The sequence below is a fragment of the Allobosea sp. P2_B12 genome (assembly GCF_056404835.1).
On sequence record NZ_JBFUDG010000004.1, the window covers coordinates 209,012 to 232,200 of the forward strand.

Annotated in this window: 21 protein-coding genes; 10 read left to right on the top strand and 11 right to left on the bottom strand. The window is 67.0% G+C overall.

All coding sequences use genetic code 11. The annotated features are described in order from the left end of the window. Nucleotide 1: 1 nt before the first annotated feature. The 7 genes from AC1DYU_RS12700 to AC1DYU_RS12730 form a co-directional block, all read right to left on the bottom strand. Nucleotides 2–1,012, bottom strand: coding sequence for a WD40 repeat domain-containing protein (locus AC1DYU_RS12700; RefSeq protein WP_476791943.1), 1,011 nt, complete (start codon nucleotides 1,010–1,012; stop codon nucleotides 2–4). A gap of 158 nt (nucleotides 1,013–1,170) precedes the next feature. Then, entirely contained in the window at nucleotides 1,171–2,133 is a 963-nt protein-coding gene (locus AC1DYU_RS12705) for a CobW family GTP-binding protein (protein ID WP_158483531.1), read from the bottom strand. 195 nt (nucleotides 2,134–2,328) lie between these two features. Further along, a complete protein-coding gene (locus tag AC1DYU_RS12710; protein WP_476791944.1) occupies nucleotides 2,329–3,261 on the bottom strand; it encodes a metal ABC transporter substrate-binding protein in 933 nt (310 codons plus the stop codon). Between the two features lie 37 nt (nucleotides 3,262–3,298). Further along, the gene (locus AC1DYU_RS12715; RefSeq protein WP_476792102.1) at nucleotides 3,299–4,174 is read right to left on the bottom strand and encodes a metal ABC transporter permease; all 876 of its coding nucleotides are present in this window, start codon (nucleotides 4,172–4,174) and stop codon (nucleotides 3,299–3,301) included. A 179-nt stretch (nucleotides 4,175–4,353) separates the two neighbouring features. Continuing rightward, nucleotides 4,354–5,100, bottom strand: coding sequence for a zinc ABC transporter ATP-binding protein AztA (gene aztA / locus AC1DYU_RS12720; RefSeq protein ID WP_476791945.1), 747 nt, complete (start codon nucleotides 5,098–5,100; stop codon nucleotides 4,354–4,356). Continuing rightward, nucleotides 5,097–5,246, bottom strand: a complete 150-nt coding sequence (locus AC1DYU_RS12725; protein WP_476791946.1) for a hypothetical protein — start codon at nucleotides 5,244–5,246, stop codon at nucleotides 5,097–5,099. The genes aztA and AC1DYU_RS12725 overlap by 4 nt, the downstream gene beginning before the upstream one ends. Before the next feature lie 180 nt (nucleotides 5,247–5,426). After that, on the bottom strand, nucleotides 5,427–7,061 hold the full coding sequence (locus AC1DYU_RS12730) for an OpgD/OpgG family glucan biosynthesis protein (protein WP_476791947.1): 1,635 nt from the start codon (nucleotides 7,059–7,061) through the stop codon (nucleotides 5,427–5,429). A 259-nt stretch (nucleotides 7,062–7,320) separates the two neighbouring features. Here AC1DYU_RS12730 and AC1DYU_RS12735 point away from each other — a divergent pair, with 259 nt between their 5' ends. From AC1DYU_RS12735 to AC1DYU_RS12745, 3 genes are all read left to right on the top strand, one after another. Next, the gene (locus AC1DYU_RS12735) at nucleotides 7,321–8,289 is read left to right on the top strand and encodes a TAXI family TRAP transporter solute-binding subunit (protein WP_158483537.1); all 969 of its coding nucleotides are present in this window, start codon (nucleotides 7,321–7,323) and stop codon (nucleotides 8,287–8,289) included. 101 nt (nucleotides 8,290–8,390) lie between these two features. Continuing rightward, complete coding sequence (locus AC1DYU_RS12740) at nucleotides 8,391–10,706, top strand: TRAP transporter permease (RefSeq protein WP_476791948.1); 2,316 nt, start codon at nucleotides 8,391–8,393, stop codon at nucleotides 10,704–10,706. Further along, entirely contained in the window at nucleotides 10,703–11,068 is a 366-nt protein-coding gene (locus AC1DYU_RS12745; protein WP_476791949.1) for a DUF1850 domain-containing protein, read from the top strand. Before AC1DYU_RS12740 ends, AC1DYU_RS12745 begins: the two co-directional genes overlap by 4 nt. Before the next feature lie 3 nt (nucleotides 11,069–11,071). Here AC1DYU_RS12745 and AC1DYU_RS12750 read toward each other — a convergent pair whose 3' ends face one another. Continuing rightward, complete coding sequence (locus tag AC1DYU_RS12750) at nucleotides 11,072–11,311, bottom strand: hypothetical protein (protein ID WP_158483540.1); 240 nt, start codon at nucleotides 11,309–11,311, stop codon at nucleotides 11,072–11,074. Between the two features lie 180 nt (nucleotides 11,312–11,491). Here AC1DYU_RS12750 and AC1DYU_RS12755 point away from each other — a divergent pair, with 180 nt between their 5' ends. The 5 genes from AC1DYU_RS12755 (at nucleotide 11,492) to AC1DYU_RS12775 (ending at nucleotide 16,119) form a co-directional block, all read left to right on the top strand. Further along, nucleotides 11,492–13,081 carry a gamma-glutamyltransferase family protein gene (locus tag AC1DYU_RS12755; RefSeq protein ID WP_476791950.1) on the top strand — a complete coding sequence of 530 codons (1,590 nt, stop codon included), beginning with the start codon at nucleotides 11,492–11,494 and terminating at the stop codon, nucleotides 13,079–13,081. A 22-nt stretch (nucleotides 13,082–13,103) separates the two neighbouring features. Further along, entirely contained in the window at nucleotides 13,104–14,300 is a 1,197-nt protein-coding gene (locus AC1DYU_RS12760) for an amidase (RefSeq protein ID WP_476791951.1), read from the top strand. 166 nt (nucleotides 14,301–14,466) lie between these two features. Then, complete coding sequence (gene nthA / locus AC1DYU_RS12765; protein WP_476791952.1) at nucleotides 14,467–15,096, top strand: nitrile hydratase subunit alpha; 630 nt, start codon at nucleotides 14,467–14,469, stop codon at nucleotides 15,094–15,096. Continuing rightward, nucleotides 15,093–15,752, top strand: coding sequence for a nitrile hydratase subunit beta (nthB, locus tag AC1DYU_RS12770; protein ID WP_476791953.1), 660 nt, complete (start codon nucleotides 15,093–15,095; stop codon nucleotides 15,750–15,752). The genes nthA and nthB overlap by 4 nt, the downstream gene beginning before the upstream one ends. Further along, entirely contained in the window at nucleotides 15,739–16,119 is a 381-nt protein-coding gene (locus AC1DYU_RS12775) for a nitrile hydratase accessory protein (RefSeq protein WP_476791954.1), read from the top strand. Before nthB ends, AC1DYU_RS12775 begins: the two co-directional genes overlap by 14 nt. A gap of 26 nt (nucleotides 16,120–16,145) precedes the next feature. Here AC1DYU_RS12775 and AC1DYU_RS12780 read toward each other — a convergent pair whose 3' ends face one another. Both AC1DYU_RS12780 and AC1DYU_RS12785 read right to left on the bottom strand, forming a co-directional pair. Further along, nucleotides 16,146–16,601, bottom strand: coding sequence for a hypothetical protein (locus tag AC1DYU_RS12780; protein WP_476791955.1), 456 nt, complete (start codon nucleotides 16,599–16,601; stop codon nucleotides 16,146–16,148). Between the two features lie 134 nt (nucleotides 16,602–16,735). Further along, nucleotides 16,736–17,707 (bottom strand): KpsF/GutQ family sugar-phosphate isomerase, encoded by a 972-nt coding sequence (locus AC1DYU_RS12785; RefSeq protein ID WP_476791956.1) that lies wholly within the window; start codon nucleotides 17,705–17,707, stop codon nucleotides 16,736–16,738. Nucleotides 17,708–17,886: 179 nt separating this feature from the next. Between AC1DYU_RS12785 and AC1DYU_RS12790 the strand changes: the two genes are divergently transcribed. Further along, nucleotides 17,887–19,416, top strand: coding sequence for an outer membrane beta-barrel protein (locus tag AC1DYU_RS12790; RefSeq protein ID WP_158483548.1), 1,530 nt, complete (start codon nucleotides 17,887–17,889; stop codon nucleotides 19,414–19,416). Between the two features lie 167 nt (nucleotides 19,417–19,583). Here the strand turns inward: AC1DYU_RS12790 and AC1DYU_RS12795 are convergent, their stop codons facing one another. Next, nucleotides 19,584–21,428 carry a M3 family oligoendopeptidase gene (locus AC1DYU_RS12795; RefSeq protein WP_476791957.1) on the bottom strand — a complete coding sequence of 615 codons (1,845 nt, stop codon included), beginning with the start codon at nucleotides 21,426–21,428 and terminating at the stop codon, nucleotides 19,584–19,586. 211 nt (nucleotides 21,429–21,639) lie between these two features. On the opposite strand from AC1DYU_RS12795, the gene AC1DYU_RS12800 reads away from it, so the two are divergent. After that, nucleotides 21,640–23,133, top strand: coding sequence for a sigma-54-dependent transcriptional regulator (locus AC1DYU_RS12800; RefSeq protein WP_476791958.1), 1,494 nt, complete (start codon nucleotides 21,640–21,642; stop codon nucleotides 23,131–23,133). Nucleotides 23,134–23,189: the final 56 nt, after the last annotated feature.

Consider the following 23,189-nt stretch of genomic DNA (forward strand, 5'->3'; position numbering starts at 1 on the left):
TCTAGGCCGCCGGCAGCGTGAGCACACCGGCCGCGCCGTCTTCCGTGCCGAAGGCGAGGCGCTTGCCGCCCTTGTCCCAGGCGAAAGCGGTGATGCCGCTGTCGCGCAACGCCGGGCGCACCAGCAGCTCGGATGCGTCGGTCAGGCGGATCATCAGGATGCAGCCATCATCATAGCCAACCGCCAGCACCAGCGCCTTGGGATGGAAAGCGACGCGCGTGACCTTGGCGTGGCGCGCGCCGCATTCGCGCGGCGCCTTGCCCTGCGGTCCCTCGCCCTGGAAGGGCCAGACGATCGCCGCATCGGCGCCGCTCGACGCCAGCCAGAGCCCGTCATGCGACCAGGACAGCGAACGCGGCTTGGCCGGATAGCCGGTCATCCGCATATGCGTCGGCTTATCGCCGAGCTTCCAGCCATGCAACGCATTCTCCTGCATCGAGGAGACGACGAAGCGGCCATCGGGCGACCAGGCCACGTCGATATGCGAGCCCTTCCATTCCAGGAAGTCGGGCTTGGCCTCGGTATTCGGATACCAGAGCGATACCCCGTTCATCTGGCCGATCGCGAGCCGGTAGCCCTTGGGTGCGAAGACCAGGCCCTGCGGCGTGGTGGCAAAATCATGTGACTTGATCTTGCCCTTGTCGTCGCGGGCATGGACGGTCTTGCCGGTGTTCCAAGCGAGGCTGCCGCCAGTCGACAGCGTCACCGCATCGATCCAGCGCCGCTTGGGATCGCGGGCGATCTCGGTCGGTTCGCCCGAAGCCGGGGTCGCGACCACGCGTCCGTCATCGCCGCCGGTGACCAGCCGCTCGCCATCGCCGCAAGCCGACAGGATGCCGCCAGCATGCGCTTCGACGCTGTCAGCCACGCCATCAGTCCAGCGCAGCACCCGACCATCGGCAAGCGCGAGCACGAGCGTGGCCTTGAGCCAATGGGCGCCGACGACATGGGCGCCGGCCTCGACGGGAACGACATGCTCGCGCAGCGAGATGGGGGCGGTGGTGGTGTTCATGGACGGGGTCTAGCGCAGCCTGTTTATCAAGGGAACCACCCCGTCATTCTCGGGCGCAGCGAAGCGTAGACCCGAGAATCTCGTAAACCAGCAAGAATCTCTTGGACCAGATAGCTGGTTCCGGAGATGCTCGGGTCAAGCTCGAGCATGACACGCAACTACGCCGCGCAGGCCTCGAAACCCTTGCGCAGCTCGTTCTCGTTGAGGTCGCGCCCGATGAAGACCAGCCGCGAGGAGCGGGCCTCGTCGGTCTTCCAGTCGCGCTGGAGATCGCCGTCGAGGATCATGTGCACGCCCTGGAAGACGAAGCGGCGCGGCTCGTCCTTGAAGGCGAGGATGCCCTTGGAGCGCAGGATATTGGGGCCCTGCGCCTGGCTGATGTCGTTGATCCAGGGCATGAACTTCTCGGGATCGACATCGCCGGGGATCGTGAACGACATCGAACGCACCTCCTCGGAATGATGGTGGTGATGCCCGGATTCGAGGAAGTCCGGCTCGATGTCGAGGATGCGGTCGAGGTCGAAGGCGTTGCGATCGAGCAGCTGGTCGATCGGCACGTCGCAGCGCGTCGTCTTGTGCAGCTTGGCATAGGGGTTGATGGCGCGGATCGCGGCCTCGACCCCGGCCAATTCGTCGGCGCTGACGAGGTCGACCTTGTTGAGCACGATGACATCGGCGAAGGCGATCTGGTTCTTCGCCTCGGGCGCGTCCTTGAGCCGCTCGAGCAGCCACTTCGCGTCGGTCACGGTGACGACCGCATCGAGCTTGGTCGCATCGCCGACATCCTGGTCGACGAAGAAGGTCTGGGCAACGGGGGCGGGATCGGCCAGCCCCGTCGTCTCGACGATGATCGCGTCGAACTTGCCCTTGCGCTTCATCAAACCGTCGAGGATGCGGATCAGGTCGCCGCGCACGGTGCAGCAGATGCAGCCATTGTTCATCTCGAAGATTTCTTCGTCGGCGCCGACGACGAGGTCGCCATCGATGCCGGCCTCACCGAACTCGTTGACGATCACAGCGAACTTCTTGCCGTGATCCTCGGTGAGGATGCGGTTCAGCAGCGTGGTCTTGCCAGCGCCCAGATAGCCTGTGAGCACCGTGACGGGAATTTTCTCGGACATGGTCGATGACCTTGGTTCAACAGGCGAAGCCGGGACGATCGTCGCGCCCCGGCATTCAAGAGCTCCAGCCCTCATCCTGAGGAGCGATCCGTCAGGATCGCGTCTCGAAGGATGCTCCAGCGCCCAAATGGACCATCCTTCGAGACGCCGCTTCTCGGCTCCTCAGGATGAGGGCTGGGGTGTGAGGGCCGGCGATCAGGCCGGGCCGGCGGCGAGCGCCTTTTCGATTTCGCTTATATTGTGTTTCATCATCGCGATGTAAGTCCCGGCCGGCCCGGCCGCGTCGGAAAGCGCATCGGAATAGATCCGGCCGCCGATCTTCGCGCCGCTCTCGCGGGCGATCTGCTCGGCCAGTCGCGGATTGGTGACGTTTTCGAGGAAGACGGCGGGCACCTTTTCCGCCCTCACCTGCCGGATGATGCGCGCCACGTCCTTCGCCGAGGCCTCGGCCTCGGTCGAGACGCCCTGCGGCGCGATGAAGGCGATGCCATAGGCCTTGACGAAATAGCCGAAGGCATCGTGCGAGGTGATCGCCTTGCGCCGGTCGGCCGGGATGCGCGCGATGGCAGCCTTGATCTCGCCCTCGACTGCGTCGAGCCGCGCCAGATACTGCGTAGCATTGGCCTCGTAGACCGCCTTTCCGGCCGGATCGGCCACGCTCAGCGCGTCGCGGATGTTGACGACATAAACCTTGGCGTTGTCGACGCTCTGCCAGGCATGCGGATCGACGTCATGGTCGTGGCCATGGCCCTTCTTGGCGTCGTGATCGTCATCGCCTTTCAGCGGCGAAATCCCGGTCGTCGCCGTCGCAACGGTCGCCCTGGCGCCCGACGACTTGATCAGCCGGGTCATCCAGCCCTCGAACTTCAGGCCGTTGACGACGATCAGCTTCGCCGCCGCCATCGCCTTCGCATCGGCCGGCGTCGGCGAATAGACATGCGCGTCGCCATTGGCGCCGACCAGCGTCGTGACGCTGACGCGCGCGCCGCCGACCTCGCGCACGAAATCGCCGAGGATCGAGAAACTGGCGACGACCGGCAGCTTCTCCTGGGCGCGGGCCGCCATCGGCATGGCGGTGACGAGCAGCCCGGCGGCAAAAGCCCCGATGAGGGCGCGACGGTTCGGCATGGAAATCTCCGCTCAATAATGAAACACTATAACATCACTACCGCTGGAGATGGGGGCGAGGCAAGAGGCGTCTGAGCAATCCACCTTGGGAGCCGATCAGGAGCGAGCCGAGATAGAGCGCGCCGGCGGCCAGGATGATCGCCGGCCCGGCCGGCAGGTTGGCGCCGGCCGAATAGGACACCACGAGCCCGGCATAGCCCGCGACCATGCCGAAACCGCTGGCGAGCAGGATCAGCCGGGTGATGTCAGCGGTCCAGAAGCGCGCGGCGGCGGCCGGCAGCATCATCAGCCCGACCGCGAGCAGGGTGCCGAGCGCATGGAAGCCGGCGACGAGATTGAGCACGACGAGCGCGAGAAAGGTCAGGTGCACGACCCCGCCCGAACGGCTGACCGAGCGCAGGAAGCCGGGATCGACGCATTCCATCACCAGCGGGCGATAGAGGGCCGCCAGCGTCAGCAGCGACAGGGTCGCCACGCCCGAGAGCAGCACGAGCACATCGTCATCGAGCGCCAGCACATTGCCGAACAGCACATGGAAAAGATCGACCGCCGAGCCGCGCAGCGAGACGATGGTGACGCCGAGCGCCAGCGAGATCAGGTAGAAGGCGGCAAGCGAGGCATCCTCCTTGATCACCGTGACCCGCGCCACAGCGCCGGCCGCCAGCGCGACCGCAAAACCGGCGGCGAGCCCGCCCAGCGTCATCGCCGGCAGCGAGAAGCCGGCGACGAGATAGCCGATCGCGGCGCCGGGCAGGATGGCATGGGCCATCGCGTCGCCGGTCAGGCTCATCCGCCGCAGCATGAGGAAGACGCCGATCGGCGCCCCCGATACCGACAGGGCGACGATGCCGACCAGCGCCCGGCGCATGAAGTCGAACTCGGCGAAAGGACCAATGAAGAGGTCGTAGAGCATCGCGATCAACGGTGTGGTTTCCCGACGCCGTCATTCCGGACAAGCCGCGGAGCGGCGCCGATCCGGAATCCATCATAAGGCGCCATCGGTGCTCTAGAATGGATTCCGGGTCTCCGCTGCGCTGCGCCCGGAATGACGGCATCCTTGTCTTTGAAGGAGGGTGGACGTCAGAGAAAGAGCTAAGCCGCGTCGCGCTCACAGGGGACGGCGTGGCTGTCGAAGGACTCGACCATGCGGCGCGCCTTCAAAAGATTGGCCGGCGTCAGCACGTCGGCGGTCTCGCCCCAGGCCACCGTCTCGCGGGCCAGCAGCAGCGTCTGCGGGAAGGCGCGGCGTACCGTCTCGATGTCGTGCAGGACGGCGACGACGGTGCGGCTCTCGCCATGCCAGCGCTGGACGAGCGCCAGCAGATCGGCCGTGGTGCGCGCATCGATGGCGGTGAAGGGCTCGTCGAGCAGGATGATGTCGGCGTCCTGCAGCAGGAGACGCGCGAACAGCGCGCGCTGCATCTGCCCGCCTGACAGCGCACCGATCGGCCGGCGCTCGAAGCCGGCAAGGCCCACAGCCGCGATCGCAGCCTCGACCTTGGCGGCAGAGCCACGCCCGATGCGGCCGAAGATGCCGGCGCTGTTCCACAGGCCCATGGCGACAAGGTCGTAGACATGGATCGGGAAGGATCGGTCGAGTTCGGCCTGCTGGGGCAGATAGGCCAGGCGCCGGCCCGCAGCCAGGGCAATGCTGCCATCGAGCGGCGACAGCGCGCCGGCGATGCCCTTGAGCAGGGTCGACTTGCCGGCACCGTTGGGACCGACGATCGCGGTCAGGCTGCCCGAGGCGATCTCGCCCGACAGGTGATGCACCGCGGGATGGCGGTCATAGCCGAGCGTCAGGTCGGTGAGGCGAATGGCGGAGGCGGTCTTGCTCACAGGATCACCACGAGGGTCGCAACCCAGAGCAGCGCCGCGATCCCGCAGGCCAGCCCGACCCGGCTCAGCGCCGACAGGCGCAGCAGCGACCAGCCCGGATTCTCCGAGACGGCGTGGGAAACGTGATGAGCATGCGCATGAGCCATACGCGATGATATAATGTTACGAAGAGCGGCGAGCAAGCGGAGTCTGTGGACGGTTCGATAGCTCCACCGTCATGCTCGGCCTTGTGCCGAGCATCCACGTCTTAAACACCGTCCTCGACGAGCAAGACGTGGATGGTCGGGACAAGCCCGACCATGACGGAGAGGCCAGGCGTTGCCCGCTCAGAACGGCAGGTACTGATACAGCCAGGTCTCGGTTAGCACCGTCTCGCCAGCCTTCATGAAGCAGCGCATCTCGACCGGGTCGCTGCCGTCGACGGTGAGGTCGAACTGCGCCCGCCAATGGCCGGGCACGTCGTTGGGAACCGCTTCCGCAAAGATGTAGGAGAACGCGCCGCGCGAGGCAGAGAGCACGACCTCGGGCTTCACGCCGAAGGGAATCGACTCCAGCGCCGGCCCCCTGAACTCGATCATGAACTTGCGCACGCCCTTGGGCCGCACCGTGCCGGGCTGGCCGCCATTGCCGAGACGCGTCGCGACAACGCGGCCGAGCTGCGTCGGGAAGGGCTCGTCGGCGAGCCAATGCAGCCGGTAGCGGAAGGCATAGGAGGCACCGGCCTTGGCCTGGCCCTCCGGCACCCACATCGCGACGATGTTGTCATGGATCTCGTCATCGGTCGGGATCTCGATGAGCTGGACGGCGCCCTTGCCCCAATCGCCTTGCGTCTCGACCCAGAGGCTCGGCCGGCGCTCGTAAAACACGCCGTCGAGATAATGCCCGACCTCGCGGTCGCGCTGCATCAGGCCGAAACCGCGCGGGCTTGAATCCACGAAGGCCGACGCGGTGGTGCGGGAGGGATTGTTGAGCGGCCGGAATGCGCGCTCGCCCGAGCCGGTCCAGAGCGCGAGCCCGTCGGAATCATGCACTTCGGGGCGCCAGTCGACGGCGGTCGCCTTGGCGGTCTCTGAATACCAGTACATCGAGGTCAGCGGCGCGACGCCGAGCCGCTCGACATCCTTGCGCAGGTAGAGCGCCGTCTCGATCTCCATCGTCACGCCCTTGGCGCGATGCATGCGGAAGCGATAGGCGCCCGCCACGCTCGGCCCCGAGAGCAGCGCATAGACCACGACATATTCGGCGCCGGGCTGCGGCGTCTCCAACCAGACATGGGTGAAGTCGGGGAACTCCTCGGCCTTGCCACCGACGGCCGGATCGACGGCGAGCCCGCGCGCCGAGAGCCCGTACTGGTAGAGCTCGCCGATGGCGCGGAAATAGGAGGCACCGAGAAACGCGACCCAGTCGTTCTTCTTCCAGTCGAGCTTTTCGCCCTTGCGGCCGGGATGCCCCGTGCGGCTCTCCTGGAAGCGGAAGCCGGCGAAGCCCGCGCCGCGTGGCAATTCGCGGGCCGGCGAATCCGCCGGCATCTCGAAATAGCTCTCGTCATAGACGATCTCGCGCGCCTGCCCGCCATCGAGCACATGCATGCGGACCGGCTTCTGGAAATAGCGCCCGAGATGGAAAAAGGTCACCGGCCAGGGCGAGGGCCCGTCGGCCCAGAGCGCCATCTCCGGCTTGAACCTGATCTTGCCATGGGCGTCGTAGTCGATCCGCTCCAGCACATCGGCGCGCGAACTCGACGGCACCTGATAGGGCTGGGCTGCGAGATCGCGCGCCCTGATCTTCAGCGCCTCGAAGCCGAAAGCCTCGGCTTCGCCGAGCCGCAGACCCTGCTGCGCCAGCGCTTCCGGCGAAAACCCGAGCGCGGCCAGGGCCGCGGTGGCGCTGGCGCCAGCCAGCAGCATGCGACGGTCGGGACGGAGCGGTCTGGCGCTGGGATCACGGGCGCTGGGGTTCATGGCGGGTGGGGCTCGTTCGGCTGGCGACGGCGGCGCCGTCAAGGTTGAAATCGGGCTAGCCTGTCCCAGCGGCAAGGGCAACCGGGCCAGGAGAGGGGGCGACCACGATTGGATGGCCGCCAATCATGGCGAAAGCGTCACGCAGACGGGGCGCTCGCCTAATGGCCGAGGTGCCCACGCCTTTCAATCGCAGGCACGCCTGTTCTACAAACAATGGAAGACCGGTCCGCAATGCCGGCAATTTCACTTGGGAGGTGACATGAAACAGCTCGTATCCAGCCGGCGTCTTGCCGGCATCGCCACGGCCGCGTTGATCGCGCTTGCGCCCGCCGCGGCTCGCGCCCAGGATTTCATCAACGTCCTGACCGGCGGGACCTCGGGCGTCTATTACCCGATGGGCGTCGCCCTCTCCAAGATCTATGGCGAAAAGATCCCCGGCACGCGGCCGACCGTCCAGGCCACCAAGGCCTCGGTCGAGAACCTCGTCCTGCTCCAGCAGGGCAAGGGGGAGATCGCCTTCACGCTCGGCGACTCGCTCGACGCCGCCTGGAAGGGCGATGAGGATGCCGGCTTCAAGAGCCCGCTGAAGAAGTTGCGCGGCATCACCGCGATCTATCCGAACTATGTCCAGATCGTCGCTTCCAAGGACAGCGGCATCAAGACGCTGGCCGATCTCAAGGGCAAGCGCCTCTCCGTCGGCGCGCCGAAATCCGGCACCGAGCTGAACGCCCGCGCGATCCTGGCGGCCGCGGGCCTGTCCTACAAGGATCTCGGCAAGATCGAGTATCTGCCCTTCGCCGAGTCGGTCGAGCTGATGAAGAATCGCCAGCTCGATGCGACGCTGCAATCAGCCGGTCTCGGCGTCGCCTCGCTGCGCGATCTCGCCACCGCGGTCGAAATCGTGGTCGTCGAGGTCCCCGCCGCGGTCGTCGACAAGGCTGGCCCACCCTTCGTCAAGGTCTCGATACCCGCCAACACCTATACTGGCCAGACCGCCGCCGTGCCGGCCGCCGCCGTGGTCAACTACCTCGTGACCCATGAAGGCATGAAGGAAGAGACCGTCTACCAGATGACCAAGGCCATCTATGACAGCCTGCCCGACCTGGCGGCGGCCCACGCCGCCGCCCGCTCGATCAAGCTCGAGAACGCGCTGGAGGGCATGCCCTTGCCGCTGCACCCCGGCGCCGCCCGCTACTTCAAGGAAAAGGGCCTGAAGGTCGGCTCCTGAGCCATCTTTCATCCAGGTGAGACGGGCGGGGCCAGCCACGTTGGCCCCGCCTTTTTCCATGATGCGGCCATCAGCATGATGACGACCGGGGACGACACGCCATGAGCCGCGACGACAGCAGGCCGCTCGCAGTGCCCGACATCGCCGGAGCACAGGCCTCGGCACCCGTGGCATACGATCCCGAGCACGGACTGCCCGCCACCTTCGGCACGAGCTGGAAAGGCAGGTTGCTGTTCTGGCTGGCCGTCGCCTTCTCCGCTTTCCAAATCGTCACCGCTTTCGGCATCCCGCTCGACTTCAGGCTGATCGCCACGGCGTCCTGGCTGACGCCAATCACCGTGATCCGGCTCGGCTTCGGACTCTGGTTCGCCTGGATCGTTCTGGCTGCTGTGCGCGGCAGGGCCGTGGCCGAGCCGGCGATTGCCTTCCTCGCCATGCTCGGCGCCTTCGAGCTGGTCTCGCTCTATACCGGGACTTTGCCCAACCAGGTTCTGCGCACCGTCCATGTCGGCTTCCTGGCGCTGATTGCATGCGGCCTGCTGGCGAATGCCGACGAAACCTCGCTGCCGGCGCGCACCGTCTGGTGGGTGATCGGCGTCGTCGGCTTTGCCGTAGGGCTGTATCACTGGTGGAACTACATCGAGCTGGTGAACCGCGCCGGGGAACTGACCGATGCCGACATGGTCGTCGGTATCACGGCGCTGGCGGTGCTGTTCCTGCTGGTCTGGCGCGCCATGGGCATTGCGCTTCCGTTGGTCGCCGGCACCTTCCTGGCCTATTGCCTGTTCGGCCGCTATCTGCCGGCCCCCTTCGACCATCGCGGCTACAGCCTGGAGCAGGTCATCGAGCAGATGGCCTTCGGCACGGAGGGCCTCTACGCGACGCCGACCGCCGTCTCCGCGACGTTCATCTTTCTGTTCATCCTGTTTGGCGCCTTCATGGAGCGCGCTGGCGTCATCGACTTCTTCAACGACATCTCGATGGCGCTGTTCGGCGGCAAGCAGGGCGGGCCGGGCAAGGTCTGCGTCGCGTCATCGGCCCTGATGGGCACGGTTTCGGGCTCGGGTGTCGCCAATGTCGTGGCCTCCGGCCAGTTCACCATTCCGCTGATGAAGCGGTCCGGGTTCACCGGCGCCTTCGCCGGCGGCGTCGAGGCGACGTCCTCGATGGGCGGCCAGATCATGCCGCCGGTCATGGGCGCCGTCGCCTTCATCATGGCCGAGACCATCGACGTGCCCTATTCCAAGATTGTCGAGGCGGCGATCATCCCGGCGATTCTCTATTTCGCCGCCTGCTACTGGGCGGTGCATCTCGAGGCGGGCAAGCTCGGCCTCACAGGGCTGGCGAAATCGGAGCTGCCCAGCGCCCGGGCTGAACTGCGCAAGAACTGGTATCTGATCGCGCCGCTGCTGGTGCTGGTCTATCTGCTCTTCGCCGGCTTCACGCCGCTTTTTGCCGGCGCGATCGGCCTTGCGCTGACCGTGGCTCTGATCCTCGCTCTGGCGATCTCGGCCGGGCTCGGCACCACGGCGCTCCGCGTCGCATTCTGGATCGGCTTCGCCCTGGTCTCCGCCGCCTCGATGGCGATCAGCGTCGCCACGGTTCTCGGCGTCGTCCTGCTGCTGGTGGTCTGGAACGTGCTGCGCGGCCGCTCCGGTCGCGAGGTTCTGACCGCCTGCATCGAATCTCTCGCCGACGGCGCCCGCCAGGCGCTGCCTGTCGGGCTCGCCTGCGCGCTGGTCGGCATCGTCATCGGCACGATGACCCTGACCGGGATCGGCACGATCTTCGGCTCCTGGCTGATCGGCATCGGCAAGGAGAGCATGTTCCTCGCGCTCATCCTGACCATGGTCTTCAGCCTGATCCTCGGCATGGGTATCCCGACCATCCCGAACTACATCATCACCTCGTCGCTCGCCGCGCCGATCCTGCTGCAGCTCGATGTGCCGCTGATCGTCAGCCACATGTTCGTGTTCTATTTCGGCATCATGGCCGACCTGACCCCGCCGGTGGCGCTAGCCGCCTTCGCCGCGGCACCCATGGCCAAGGTCTCCGGCATGAAGATCGGCGTGCAGGCGGTGAAGATCGCCCTGCCCGGCTTCGTGATTCCCTTCATGGCGGTCTACGACCCCAATCTGATGCTCCAGCCGGTAGCGGGCCTGACCGGCGCCGGCTACTGGCTCTCGGTCGTCTACATCGTCGCGAAGGCGAGCTTCGCCATGCTGCTCTGGGGCATGGCGGTCGTAGGCTATCTGCGTGCGCCGCTGGCGCTGTGGGAGCGCGTGCTGGCAGCCATGGCCGCAGCCCTTCTCGTCGCGGCGCTGCCGATCACCGACGAAGCCGGCTTCGTGCTCGGAGGCCTCTTCGTCGCCCATCATCTCTGGCGGACGCGGCAGCGCCGCAGCCAGCCCGCATGAGCCTGTGCCTCGCCGCTGGCGCGGTCGTCGTCGCGCTGGGCAGCGGCGAGGTCACGCTGCGCTGGCGTCATTCGGTGCAGAAGACGCTGTGGGAAGAGGTCTGGCGCGAGACGCCCGGCGGCCTCGTCATGGCGGAGGCCCGCATCGAGGGCTCGGGCGCCGGCATGGACCCACCCGAGGGAGCCAGGCTCAGCAACGGCTTCTGGCGCTGGACGCCGAAGCTGCCGCCGCAGCGCGAGATCGTCATGCGCCGCTCCGGCGCGACGGCCGACTGGCAGATCTGCGTTGCGGGACAATGCAGGTCGATGAGCGACGATCTGCCTGCCGAGGCCGACCCGGTGACGCTGAAGCGCTGCGACTGAAACTCAGCCGCGCTCGGTGATATGCTCGACCTTGAGCACGCGGCGCATCAGGTTGAGCATGCCGTAAGCGGCAAACACCGAAAACAGCGCCATCAGCACATAGCCGACGATCGGGCCGAGCTCGAACAGGCCGGCCAGCGCCCAGCCCGAGGCCAGCGCGACGCCGAAGAGCTGCACCGCGATCAGGATGCCGAGCGAAATCACCATGATCAGGGTCCGCCAGTTGGTGCGCCTTGCGGCCATGCTCTCGATCCCTTGGGCGGGGCGCAGGGCGACGCGCCCTCGACCCTTGCCATTCTGTGAGCCTCGCCGAAATCCGGCGCCGCTTTTCGGGCGGAAGCTCTAGCGAAGCCGGCTTCGGCATGCAACAAAATCGCGCCCTCCGGCTAAATTGGCACTGCAGCCGCGTTTGAAAAGACCCTGATGATCGATACGCCTGTCTTCGGTACGGCAGCCGCCGCCGCGCCCCACCACCTCGCCTCAGAAGCCGGCCGCGCCGTTCTCGCCGAAGGCGGCAACGCCATCGAGGCCATGGTCGCGATGGCCGCCACCATCTCGGTGGTCTACCCGCATATGAACGCGATCGGCGGCGATGGCTTCTGGCTGGTGCATCAGCCCGGCGGCAAGGTCCACGCCATCGAGGCCTGCGGAGCGGCAGGCTCGCTCGCCACCATCGAGCGCTATCGCGAGAAGGGCTACGACACGATTCCCGAGCGCGGCCCGGACTCGGCCTTAACGGTCGCGGGCGCGATCGGCGGCTGGGAGGCGGCACTTTCACTCTCGCAATCGCTCGGTGGCCGGATGCCGCTGAAGGATCTACTGGCTGATGCCATTCGCCATTGCGACGAGGGCTACGAGATCTCGGCCTCGGAATTGCGGACCTGGCCGCAGCAGATCGAGGCCACCAAGGAAGCGATCGGCTTCAGCGAGTTCTTCTGGCCCGGCGGCGAGCAGCCCAAGGCAGGCACGCGCCGCAAGCCCGAGGCGCTGGGCGCCACCTTCCGCCAGTTGGCCGAGGCTGGCCTGTCCGATTTCTATCGCGGCGACATCGGCCGCGAGATTGCGACCGATCTCGACAGGATCGGAGCGCCCGTGACCCGCGCGGACATGGAAGCCTTCGCCGCCCGGCTCGTCCAGCCGCTCTCGGTCAAGCTCCCCGATGTGACGCTCTATAATTTCGCGCCGCCGACGCAAGGCGTCGCCGCGCTGATGATCCTCGGCATCTTCGAGAAGCTCGGCGTCTCCCGCGCCGAGGGTTTCGAGCATCATCACGGCCTGGTCGAGGCAACCAAGCGCGCCTTCGCGATCCGCGACAAGATCGTCACCGACCCCACCTTCGCGACGGTCGACCCCGCGAGCGTGCTCACCGACGCCGTCTTCGCCCGCGAGGCCACCGCGATCGACCGCAAGCGCGCCGCATCCTGGCCCTTCAAGACCGGCGATGGCGACACCGTCTGGATGGGCGCGATCGACGGCTCGGGGCTCGCTGTCTCCTATATCCAGTCGATCTACTGGGAATACGGCTCCGGCTGCATCCTGCCGCGCACCGGCATCAACTGGCAGAACCGCGGCGTCTCCTTCTCGCTCGACAGGAAGGCGGTCAATCCGCTGCAGCCCGGCCGCAAGCCGTTCCACACCCTGATCCCGGCCTTCGCCCGCTTCAATGACGGGCGGATCATGTCCTATGGCGCCATGGGCGGCGACGGACAGCCGCAGTTCCAGGCGCAGATCCTGTCGCGCTACCGCTTCGGCCAGAACCCGGCGACCGCCGTCGACGCGCCGCGCTGGCTCTTCGGCCGGACCTGGGGCGCGGGCTCGATCTCGCTTAAGCTGGAGAGCCGCTTCGACCCGATGCTGCTCGCCCGGCTGACCGGCTCGGGCCATCCGGTCGAGGAGTATTCGGAAGCCTATTCCGACCAGTTCGGCCATGCGGGCATGCTGGTGAAGCATCCCAAGGGCCATGTCGAAGCGACGCATGATCCGCGCTCCGACGGCGACGCCCAAGGCTGCTAGTGACCAAAGGGATTTGACCACGATGCTCGTCGACGACCCGTTCCGCTGCTTCGTCCCCTATCCGGAAGCGCCTGTGAAGAGCGCCGCGACCGGCCCGCTCGCCGGGCTGACGCTCGCGGTGAAGGACCTGTTCGACGTCAAGGGCTATCCGACCGGCGCCGGCTCGCCGATCGTGCTGGCGCAATCCGGCATCAAGACCAAGACCGCGCCCATCGTGAAGACGCTGCTCGAAGCCGGCGCGCGCTTCGTCGGCAAGACCCATACCGACGAGCTCGCCTTCTCGCTCAACGGCAAGAACGCGCATTTCGGCGCGCCGATCAATCCGGCCGCGCCCGAGCGCATCACCGGCGGCTCGTCCTCCGGCTCGGCCGCGGCCGTGGCCGGGCGGCTGGCCGATTTTGCGCTCGGCTCCGACACCGGCGGCTCGGTGCGCGCGCCTTCCAGCTATTGCGGGCTGTTCGGCATCCGCCCGAGCCATGGCAGGCTCTCGCTCAAGCGGGTCTGGCCGCTCGCCGAGAGCTTCGACACACCCGGCTGGTTCGCAAGGGACGGCGAGGTCTTCGCCCGTGTCGGCGAGGTCCTGCTCGGCAGGGACAAGGTCGCCCTGCCCGAGATGCCGCGGCTGCTCACGGCCGACGAGCTCTTCGCCCAGGCCGTGCCGGAGGCCGAGACGCTGCTGCGCAACGTCGTCCAGCGCATCGTGCCGGTGCTCGGCGAGCCGCTCCCGGTGACCGTGGCGCGCGATCTCGATGCCCTCTACTGGGCCTCGCGCCGCATCCAGGGCCGCGAAGCCTGGCTGAATGACGGCCCGATGATCGAGCGCTTCGGCGCGCCGCTGGGCCCCGGCGTCGGCGACCGCTTCGCCTATGCCAAGGCGATCACGGACGCGGATTTTGCGAAGAGCGAGGGCGTCCGCAAACGCTTCCGCACCAGGCTCGCCAAGCTGCTGGGCAGCGACGGCGTGCTGCTGCTGCCGACCGTGCCCGACATCGCGCCGCTCGCCAGCGCCGACGAAAGCGAACTCGACGATTTCCGCAACCGCGCCCTGCGGCTGCTCTGCCTCGGCGGATTGTCTGGCTTCCCCCAGGTCTCGGTCCCCGTGACACGCCGCGAGGGCGCACCGCTGGGCCTCTCGCTGATCGGCCCCAAGGGCTCGGATGCCTCGTTGATCGCGCTCGCGGTCAGGCTGGAGCGGGCTACGCGGATCAGGATTGCTTGATCCACAGCTCCTCAGCCCTCATCCTGAGGAGCCGCGAAGCGGCGTCTCGAAGGATGCCCCAGAGCGCACTGGACCATCCTTCGAGACGCGGGCTCGCGCCCGCTCCTCAGGATGAGGGCTGAGTTTCAAGAGCTGAGTTTCAAGAGAAGTCCGCAGGGAGCCCATCATGAGCGGCCACCACCATCACGACCACGACCATCATCACGACAATCACTTCACCCCGATCGAGGCGCGGGTGAAGGCGCTGGAATCGCTGATGGTCGCAAAGGGCTATGTCGATCCGGCAGCGCTCGACGCTATCGTCGAGACCTATGAAACCAAAGTCGGCCCACGCAACGGCGCCCGCGTCGTTGCCAAGGCCTGGACCGACCCGGCCTTTGCTGAGCGGCTCAAGGCGGATGGCTCGGCCGCCGTCGCCGAACTCGGCTATGGCGGGCGTGGCGGCGAACACATCGTCGCCTGCTTCAATACGCCCGACGAACACAACCTGATCGTCTGCACGCTGTGCTCCTGCTATCCGTGGCCGGTGCTCGGCCTGCCGCCGGTCTGGTACAAATCCCCGCCCTATCGCGCCAAGGCCGTGATCGATCCGCGCGGCACGCTCGCCGATTTCGGCGTGACGCTTCCGGACAGCCAGCGCATCCGCGTCTGGGATTCGACCGCCGAGACCCGCTTCATCGTCATTCCGATGCGTCCGGCGGACACGGAAGGCTGGTCGGAGGAGAAGCTCGCCACCATCGTCAACCGCGACGCGATGATCGGCACCGGCCTGCCGCGTGTGGAAGACGCGTCATGAACGGCGGACAGGATCTCGGCGGGCAGATGGGCTTCGGCCCGGTCAGGCCTGAACCCGACGAGCCGATCTTCCATGGCGACTGGGAAAAGCGCGTGCTGGCGCTGAGCGTAGCCGCCGGCGCGATGGGGCAATGGACCATCGACGAGAGCCGGCATGCCCGCGAAAGCATCCCGCCGGCCGACTACCTGTCGTTTTCCTACTACCAGATCTGGCTGGCCGGCCTGAGCAATCTGCTCGTGACCCATGGCTTCGTCACCCCGGACGAACTGGCGCTGGGCGAGCCCGTCACTGCGCCGCGCCCACCCAAGCGCGTGCTGAAAGGCGCCGATGTTCCCGCCGTGCTGCGGCGCGGCTTTCCTTTCGAGCGCGAGGCTCCCGCACCGGCGAAGTTTGCTGTCGGCGACGCGGTCCGCACCATCGTGATGCACCCGACCCACCATACGCGGCTGCCACGCTATGCCCGCGGCAAAAGCGGCGTGATCGAGCGCGTCACCGGCTGCCATGTCTTCCCAGACACCGGCTCGCAAGGGCTGCCGGAGACGGCGCAATGGCTCTACACCGTCGTCTTCACCGGCCCCGAACTCTGGGGCCGCGACGCCGACCCGACATCGTCGGTCTCGATCGAGGCCTGGGAGAGCTATCTTGAGCCGGCCTGACGTCGCCATCGCGCTTGCCGCCGACACGCCGATTCCGCGCGACGCCGACGGCCCGGTCTTCGCCGAACCCTGGCAGGCGATGGTCTTCGCGCTGGTGGTCGAGCTTCAGGACCGCGGCGTGTTCACCGCGGATGAATGGGCCCAGGCGCTCGGCGCCGAAATCCGCGAGGCGGTCGCCAATGGCGGCTGCCGAGATGGCTCGGATTATTACGAGCGCTGGTGCGAGGCGCTGGAGCACCTGCTCATCGCCAAGGGGCTGGCCTCGCATGACGGTGTCGATGCGCTCGCCGCCTCATGGGCGCGGGCAGCCGAGGCGACGCCGCATGGCCAGCCGATCCTGATCGAGAACGACCCGCTGAAAAGCTGATCCGCCCGGTTCCGGCTGGTCCTGCCTTACCGCTGACGCCGCGTGATCACGTCCTTGAGGAAGGCCACTGCGGTTTCGGCGTTGGCCTTTGGACCCTTGAGACCGACAGCGACATAATCGCTGCCGACGATGGCTCCGGCCTGCCAACCGCCACCGTATTTCTGTCCCGCGATCTCCATGACCGGACTGCGAGCGACATAGGCTCTCGCGCCGATATCCGGGACGGCCCGGAATCCCTCGAAGCTTTCAAATCCCCACCTCTTGAGCTGGAGGGCATTGCCGGCCGGAAGCACGTTGATGTCCAACTTGGAGCCCGCGGCGTCGTCGGACCAGGCACAGCCGATGGCGCCCGGCATGAAGCTGCTCTCCCCAGCACCAACCGATGCTCCGACATAAGCCGAGGCCTCCTTCTGCGTGAACAGCTTGCAGGCGGGGCTGTCGGCAACCTGCGCCGCGCAGAGGGAACTCCCTGCCGCGAGCATCACTGGAACGAGCCATAGGCGCACGGCATACCCCTCCCGATCGAAAGACGATCATGCAGGTTAGCGCCCGCTCCCGGCCTCGTCGTGATGCAAATGAAGGATGGCGCGGGAGATGCCGTCCGGCTCGTGCGGGCTCAGGCCACCCCGAGCGAGAGCAGGTCGTGCACATGAACGAGCCCGACAGGGCGCGCGTCCGAATCGGCCACGATCAGTGCGGTGATGCGCAGCCGGTTGACCATCTCCAGCGCCTCGCCGGCCAGCGCGTCGGGCGCGATCCGGCGCGGATTGGGGCTCATCACGTCGCGGGCCCGCTGGGCCGAGCCACCGCCGATCAGCTTGCGACGCAGGTCGCCATCCGTGACCACGCCAGCGAGCATACCATCGGGATCGATCACGATGGCGCAGCCGAAACCCTTGGCCGAGATCATCGCGATCACGTCCGGCACCGCCGCATCGAGCCCGACCAATGGCAGCGCCGCATCGCGATGCATGATGCTGGCGACGGTCTTGAGCTGCGCACCGAGCTTGCCGCCGGGGTGGTAGACGAAGAAATCCTGGCGCGAGAAACCGCGCGCCTCCAGCAGCGCCACCGCCAGCGCATCGCCGAGCGCCATTTGCATCGTCGTCGAGGTCGTCGGCGCCAGCCCGTTCGGGCAGGCCTCCTCGGCCTTGGGCAGAAGCAGCGTCACATCGGCCTCGCGCCCGAGCGCGCTCTCGGCATTGGCAGTGATCGCGATCAGCCCGACGCGGAAGCGCCTGGTATGGGCGACGATCGCGGCAAGCTCCGCCGTCTCGCCCGACCAGGACAGGGCGATGACCACGTCGTCAGGCTGGACCATGCCGAGATCGCCATGGCTAGCCTCGGCGGGGTGGACAAAATGCGCCGGCGTGCCGGTCGAGGCCAGCGTGGCGGCGATCTTGCGCCCGACATGGCCGGACTTGCCCATGCCGGAGACGACGACGCGCCCGCCGGCCGCCTGGATCATCGCCACGGCGGCGGCGAAGGGCGCGCCCAGGCCGTCGCCGAGCGCGGCATGGAGCGTATCGAGGCCGGCGCGCTCGGTCGCGATGGTGCGGAGCGCCGAGGCGCGGATATCGGCTGTCATGGCGGGCGCTCTAGCACAGACGCCGCCGGACTTTCCACCATCGCGGGTCGGCACGCGCATCGAGCCTCCCACAACCCTCGCTTCATTGACGCGCCGTTAACCGAGTTCGTTCTAACTCCGTTAACCATGCGCGCCATCCCGGGTGCGCCAGAGCTCATGCTTTGGAGCGACGAAGCCTCGTGTCCCGCCGCGCAACCCTGCTCCTGACCGGTGTCGCTGCGGCGAGCCTCGCGCTCGCTGCGACCGCCGTCCTGGCCCAGCAGGCGCGGCGATCGCCGTTGCGTCCGACGGTTCCAGCCTATGTCGCCCAACAGCCGCCGTCGGAGCAACCGCCCGCTTCCGTGCTCCCGGCCGCCCCGGAGGCGGTGCCCGATCCGGCGACACCGATTCAAAACCAGCGCTCCACGGTCTCGCGCCGGGCTCCCTCGAACGCCAGCCGTCCGGTGCGTGCGACAGCCGTGCGCGGCGTCACCCAGCGCGAGGTCCGCGCGCCGCAGGCGACGGTCACCGTTATGCCGCCGGCGCCGCCGCCACCTCTGCCGCAACGCCGCCGGCCTATTCCGGACCTGGATCCCTACGCGCCGCTCGGCCTGCGGCTCGGCAGCGTCGTGCTGAAACCTTCGCTCACCAGCGGCATCGGCTACGACAGCAATCCGGAACGCGCCGCGAGTTCCGCACGCAAGGGCTCGCCTTTCAGCCGGACTGACGGCGAGGTCGAGATCCAGTCGGACTGGAACGTGCATGAGCTCAAGGGCAAGCTGCGCGGCGGCTATAGCGAGTTCTTCCGCAATCGCGACGCCTCGCGCCCCGATGGCGAGGGCAGCCTCGACCTGCGGCTCGACGCCTCGCGCGACACCCGCATCCTGCTCGAAACGCGCGCCAAGCTTGATACGCAGCGGCCAGGTTCGCCCGACCTCACCGCCGCCGTCACGGGCCGTCCGCTGGTCTATCAATATGGCGCCTCCGCCGGCGTCACCCATGACATCAACCGTCTGCAGATGACGCTGCGCGGCTCGGTCGACCGCAGCGACTACGAGGATGGCCAGCTGAGCAATGGCGGCATCGTCAGCCAGCGCGACCGCAACCAGACACAATACGGCCTGCGCCTGCGCGCGGCTTACGAAGTCACGCCCGGCTTCAAGCCCTTCGTCCAGGGCGAGGTCGACACGCGCGAATTCGACGAGGCGGTCGATTCGAGCGGTTACCGGCGCTCCTCCGACGGCGTCACCGGACGTGTCGGCTCGACCTTCGAGATCAGCCGCCAGCTCACCGGCGAGATTTCGGGTGGCTACCAGAACCGCAAATACGATGACGGCCGCCTGCGCAACCTGAAGGGCTTCATCGGCGACGCCGCGATCCTGTGGTCGCCGACGCCGCTGACCACGGTGACGCTGCGCGGCACCTCCGAGCTCGGCGACACCACCATCGCAGGCTCGTCGGGCACGACAGCAAGACGCGTCTCGCTGGAGGTCGCCCACGCCCTGCGCCGCAACCTGGTCGTCACCGGCCTCGCCAGCTTCGGTCGCACCGAATATGACGGTCAGAGCCTGCGCGAGGACGTCACCAGCTACGGCGCCCGCGTCGAATACAAGCTGACCCGCACCTTCTCGGTCCGTGCGAGCTTCACCCAGGAGCGCCTGAACTCGACCGCGCAGGGCTCGGATTACACCGCCAACATCGCGCAGGTGGGACTGCGGGTGCAGTTCTGAGGCGCGAACCGCAACGCAGAACCCCTCTCCTGTAAGGAGAGGGGCAGGGGTGAGGTGTCGGCCAGATATCGTTGGCTTGAACCAGCGAGCGGTTGGGTTTCATCCGGCTGATCGAACAGCCGACCCCTCACGCTACCCTCTCCCTACGGGAGAGGGTTCCGCGCGCCTCACTCCATCCCTTCGAGCTCGATGATCATGCCCTCGATCATCGTCAGGCCGATCTGCCAGAAGGCCGGATCGCGCGCGTCCAGCCCGAAGGGCGCCAGAAGCTCGGCATGGTGCTTGGTGCCGCCGGCCGAGAGCAGGGCGAAGTAGCGCTCCTGGAAGCCCTCGGCGGCGTTCTGGTAGACCCCGTAGAGCGAGTTCACCAGGCAATCACCGAAGGCATAGGCGTAGACGTAGAACGGCGAATGGATGAAGTGCGGGATGTAGCACCAGAACGGCTCATAGCCTGAGCCGAGCCGGATCGCCGGTCCCAGGCTCTCGGCCTGCACGCTCATCCACAGTTCGCACACGGTCTCGGCCGTCAGTTCGCCGGACTTTCGCGCCTCATGGACCTTCCGCTCGAAGGAATAGAAGGCGATCTGGCGCACCACCGTGTTGATCATGTCCTCGACCTTGGCCGCCAGCATCGCCTTGCGCTGCTTGGGATCGGTCGTGCCGTCGAGCAGGCGGCGGAAGGTCAGCATCTCCCCGAAGACGCTCGCGGTTTCCGCCAGGGTCAGCGGCGTCGGCGCCATCAGCGCGCCATTGGGCGCCGCCAGCACCTGATGCACGCCATGGCCGAGCTCATGGGCGAGCGTCATCACGTCGCGCGGCTTGCCCTGATAGTTGACCAGGACATAGGGGTGCGCCGAGGGCACGGTAGGATGCGCAAAGGCGCCGGGCGCCTTGCCCGGGCGAGCCGGCGCATCGATCCATTTCTCGTCGAAGAAGCGGCGCGCAATGCCCGCCATCGCCGGCGAGAAGGCGCCATAAGCGTCGAGCACCGTGTCGCGCGCCTCGGACCACGGAATCGTGCGCTGCTCGACCTGCGGCAGCGGCGCGTTGCGATCCCAGAAATCGAGCTGCTCGCGGCCGAACCATTTGGCCTTGAGCTTGTAGTAGCGATGCGACAGCCGCGGATAGGCGGCGCGCACGGCAGACACGAGCGCATCCACCACCTCACGCTCGACCCGGTTGGCGAGGTGGCGCGAATCCGCGACATCCTCGAAATGGCGCCAGCGGTCCGAGATCTCCTTGTCCTTGGCGAGCGTGTTGGTGATCAGCGCGAAGGTGCGCAGATGCGCGCGGAAGACCTCGCTGAGCGCCTCGGCCGCCGCCTTGCGGACCGCTCCATCGGCATCCTGAAGCTTGTTCAGCGTCAGTTCGAGGGTTAATTCCTCGTCGCCGAATGTGAAGCGCAGCGAGGCGATGGTCTCGTCGAAGAGCCGGTTCCAGGCGGCCTGCCCGGTCATCGACTTCTCGTGGAACAGTGCCTCGACCCGATCCTCGAGCTGATGCGGCTTGTCCTTGACGAGATCGTCGAGCCAGGGCTTCCAGTGCGACAGCGGCGCCTGCTCAGACAGCCGTGCCCGCAATACCGGCTCGATCCGGTTGAATTCGAGCTCGAAGAACAGCAGTTCCGTCACCGCCGCATTCAGCTTGTCCTGCGTGTCGCCATAGAACTTGGCGCGCTGCGGATCGGTGGTGTCGCCGGCATAGACGAGGCCTGCATAGGCACCGATTCGGCCGAGCAGATCGCTCAGGCGTTCGAACGCAGCGACCGCTTCCGCCAGCACCGTGCTGGCATCCTCACGCTCGGCCAGCGCCACGAGCCTGCCGCGATAGAGCGAGGCGAAGCTCTGCGATTCGGTCATGGCGCGGTCGAGATCGGCCTTCAGGGCGGGTGAATCCATCGACGGATAGAGATGGCTGAGGTCCCATTCCGGCAGCTTGCCGAGCGCCTTGGCCGTGCCGGCGGCCGTCTCTCCGGCGCTGGCGCGCATCGCCTCGTCAAACGCAATCGTCATCTCTGGATCACCTCGCAAGCTCGGTCGGCCTTGGTACTCATATGCGCGGGGCAGGGAGCGCGATCAACGCTGGCGTGAGACTGACGTCGTCGCAGAGCGGCGAACCCGCTTAAGCACCGCTTAACCGTTCTGGCCGAGGATGCACCAGAACGGAACAGCGATTCCGCGTTCCCAGTGATTTCAGCACGCCATTGCTCGTTACCGAGGTGACATGACCGCCACCGTTCTCGTCGTCGACGACGATCCCGTCCAGCGCCGCCTGCTCGACGCCATGCTCAAGCGCTTCGGCTATGATGTCGTCACCGCCGAGACCGGCAACGCCGCGCTCGCGCTAATCTGCGGCCCCGGCGGCGAACGTTTCGATGCCATCGTGCTCGATCTCGTCATGCCCGAGCTCGACGGCATGGGCGTTCTCGCCGCGCTGCGCGAGCGCAGCATCGAGACGCCGGTGATCGTGCAGACGGCCAATGGCTCGATCGAGACCGTGGTCCAGGCGATGCGCGCCGGCGCAGTCGATTTCGTCGTCAAGCCGGTCGGCGCCGAGCGCCTGCAGATCTCGCTCAAGAACGCGCTCAAGCTCGGCGCGCTGGAACATGAGCTGCGCCACATCAAGCGCCGCAACTCCGGCACGCTCAGCTTCCGCGACCTCGCCACCAAGAGCGCCGACATGGCCCGCGTCGTGCGCCTCGCCGAGCGCGCCGCCAAGTCGAACATCCCGATCCTGGTCGAGGGCGAATCCGGCGTCGGCAAGGAGGTCCTGGCACGTGCGATCCAGGGCTCCAGCGACCGCAAGGGCAAGGCCTTCGTCACGGTGAACTGCGGCGCGATCCCGCACAACCTCGTCGAATCCATCCTGTTCGGCCATGAGAAGGGCGCCTTCACCGGCGCAACCGAACGCCATGTCGGCAAATTCGTCGAGGCCAGCGGCGGCACCCTCTTCCTCGACGAGGTCGGCGAACTCCCCCTCGACGCACAGGTCAAGCTGCTGCGCGCCATCCAGGAGGGCGAGGTCGATCCGGTCGGCGGCAAGAAGTCGGTGCGCGTCGACATCCGCATCATCTCGGCGACGAACAAGAGCCTGCTCGACCAGGTCAAGGCGGGTGAATTCCGCGAGGATCTCTACTACCGCCTGAACGTCTTCCCGATCACGCTGCCGCCCCTGCGCCAGCGCCGCGAGGACATTCCCGATCTTGCCCGCGGCTTCCTGGCGCGGTTCGCCGCCGAGGAGGGCAAGAAGCTGCGCGGAATCACCGCCGAGGCGCTCTCGCTGATCTCGGGCTACGACTGGCCCGGCAATGTCCGCCAGCTTGAGAACGCGATGTTCCGCGCCGTCGTGCTGGCCGATGGCGATGAGCTCACCGTTGCCGAATTCCCGCAGATCGCCGCCCAGATGGAAGGCTACGACGTCCGCATCCCGCCGGCGCCTGCCTCCCTGCCCTATTCGGAGGCGCGCAACGAGACCCCGCGCATCATCCAGATGCCGGTGCGCGACCCTAACGCACTCGACCTCGTCGAAGGTTCCGACATGCGCAAGCTCGACGACCTCGAGCGCGAGATCATCAAATTCGCGCTGGCGCATTACCGCGGGCACATGTCCGAGATCTCGCGCAAGCTCGGCATCGGCCGCTCGACGCTTTACCGCAAGCTCAAGGATTACGGGCTGATCGAGGCCGAATCAGCCGCGGATGAAACCGACGCGGCCTGAGCTGCGACCAACCGAATGCAGGCGTCTGTTGCGCCGCCGCATCTTGCCGAAACAGG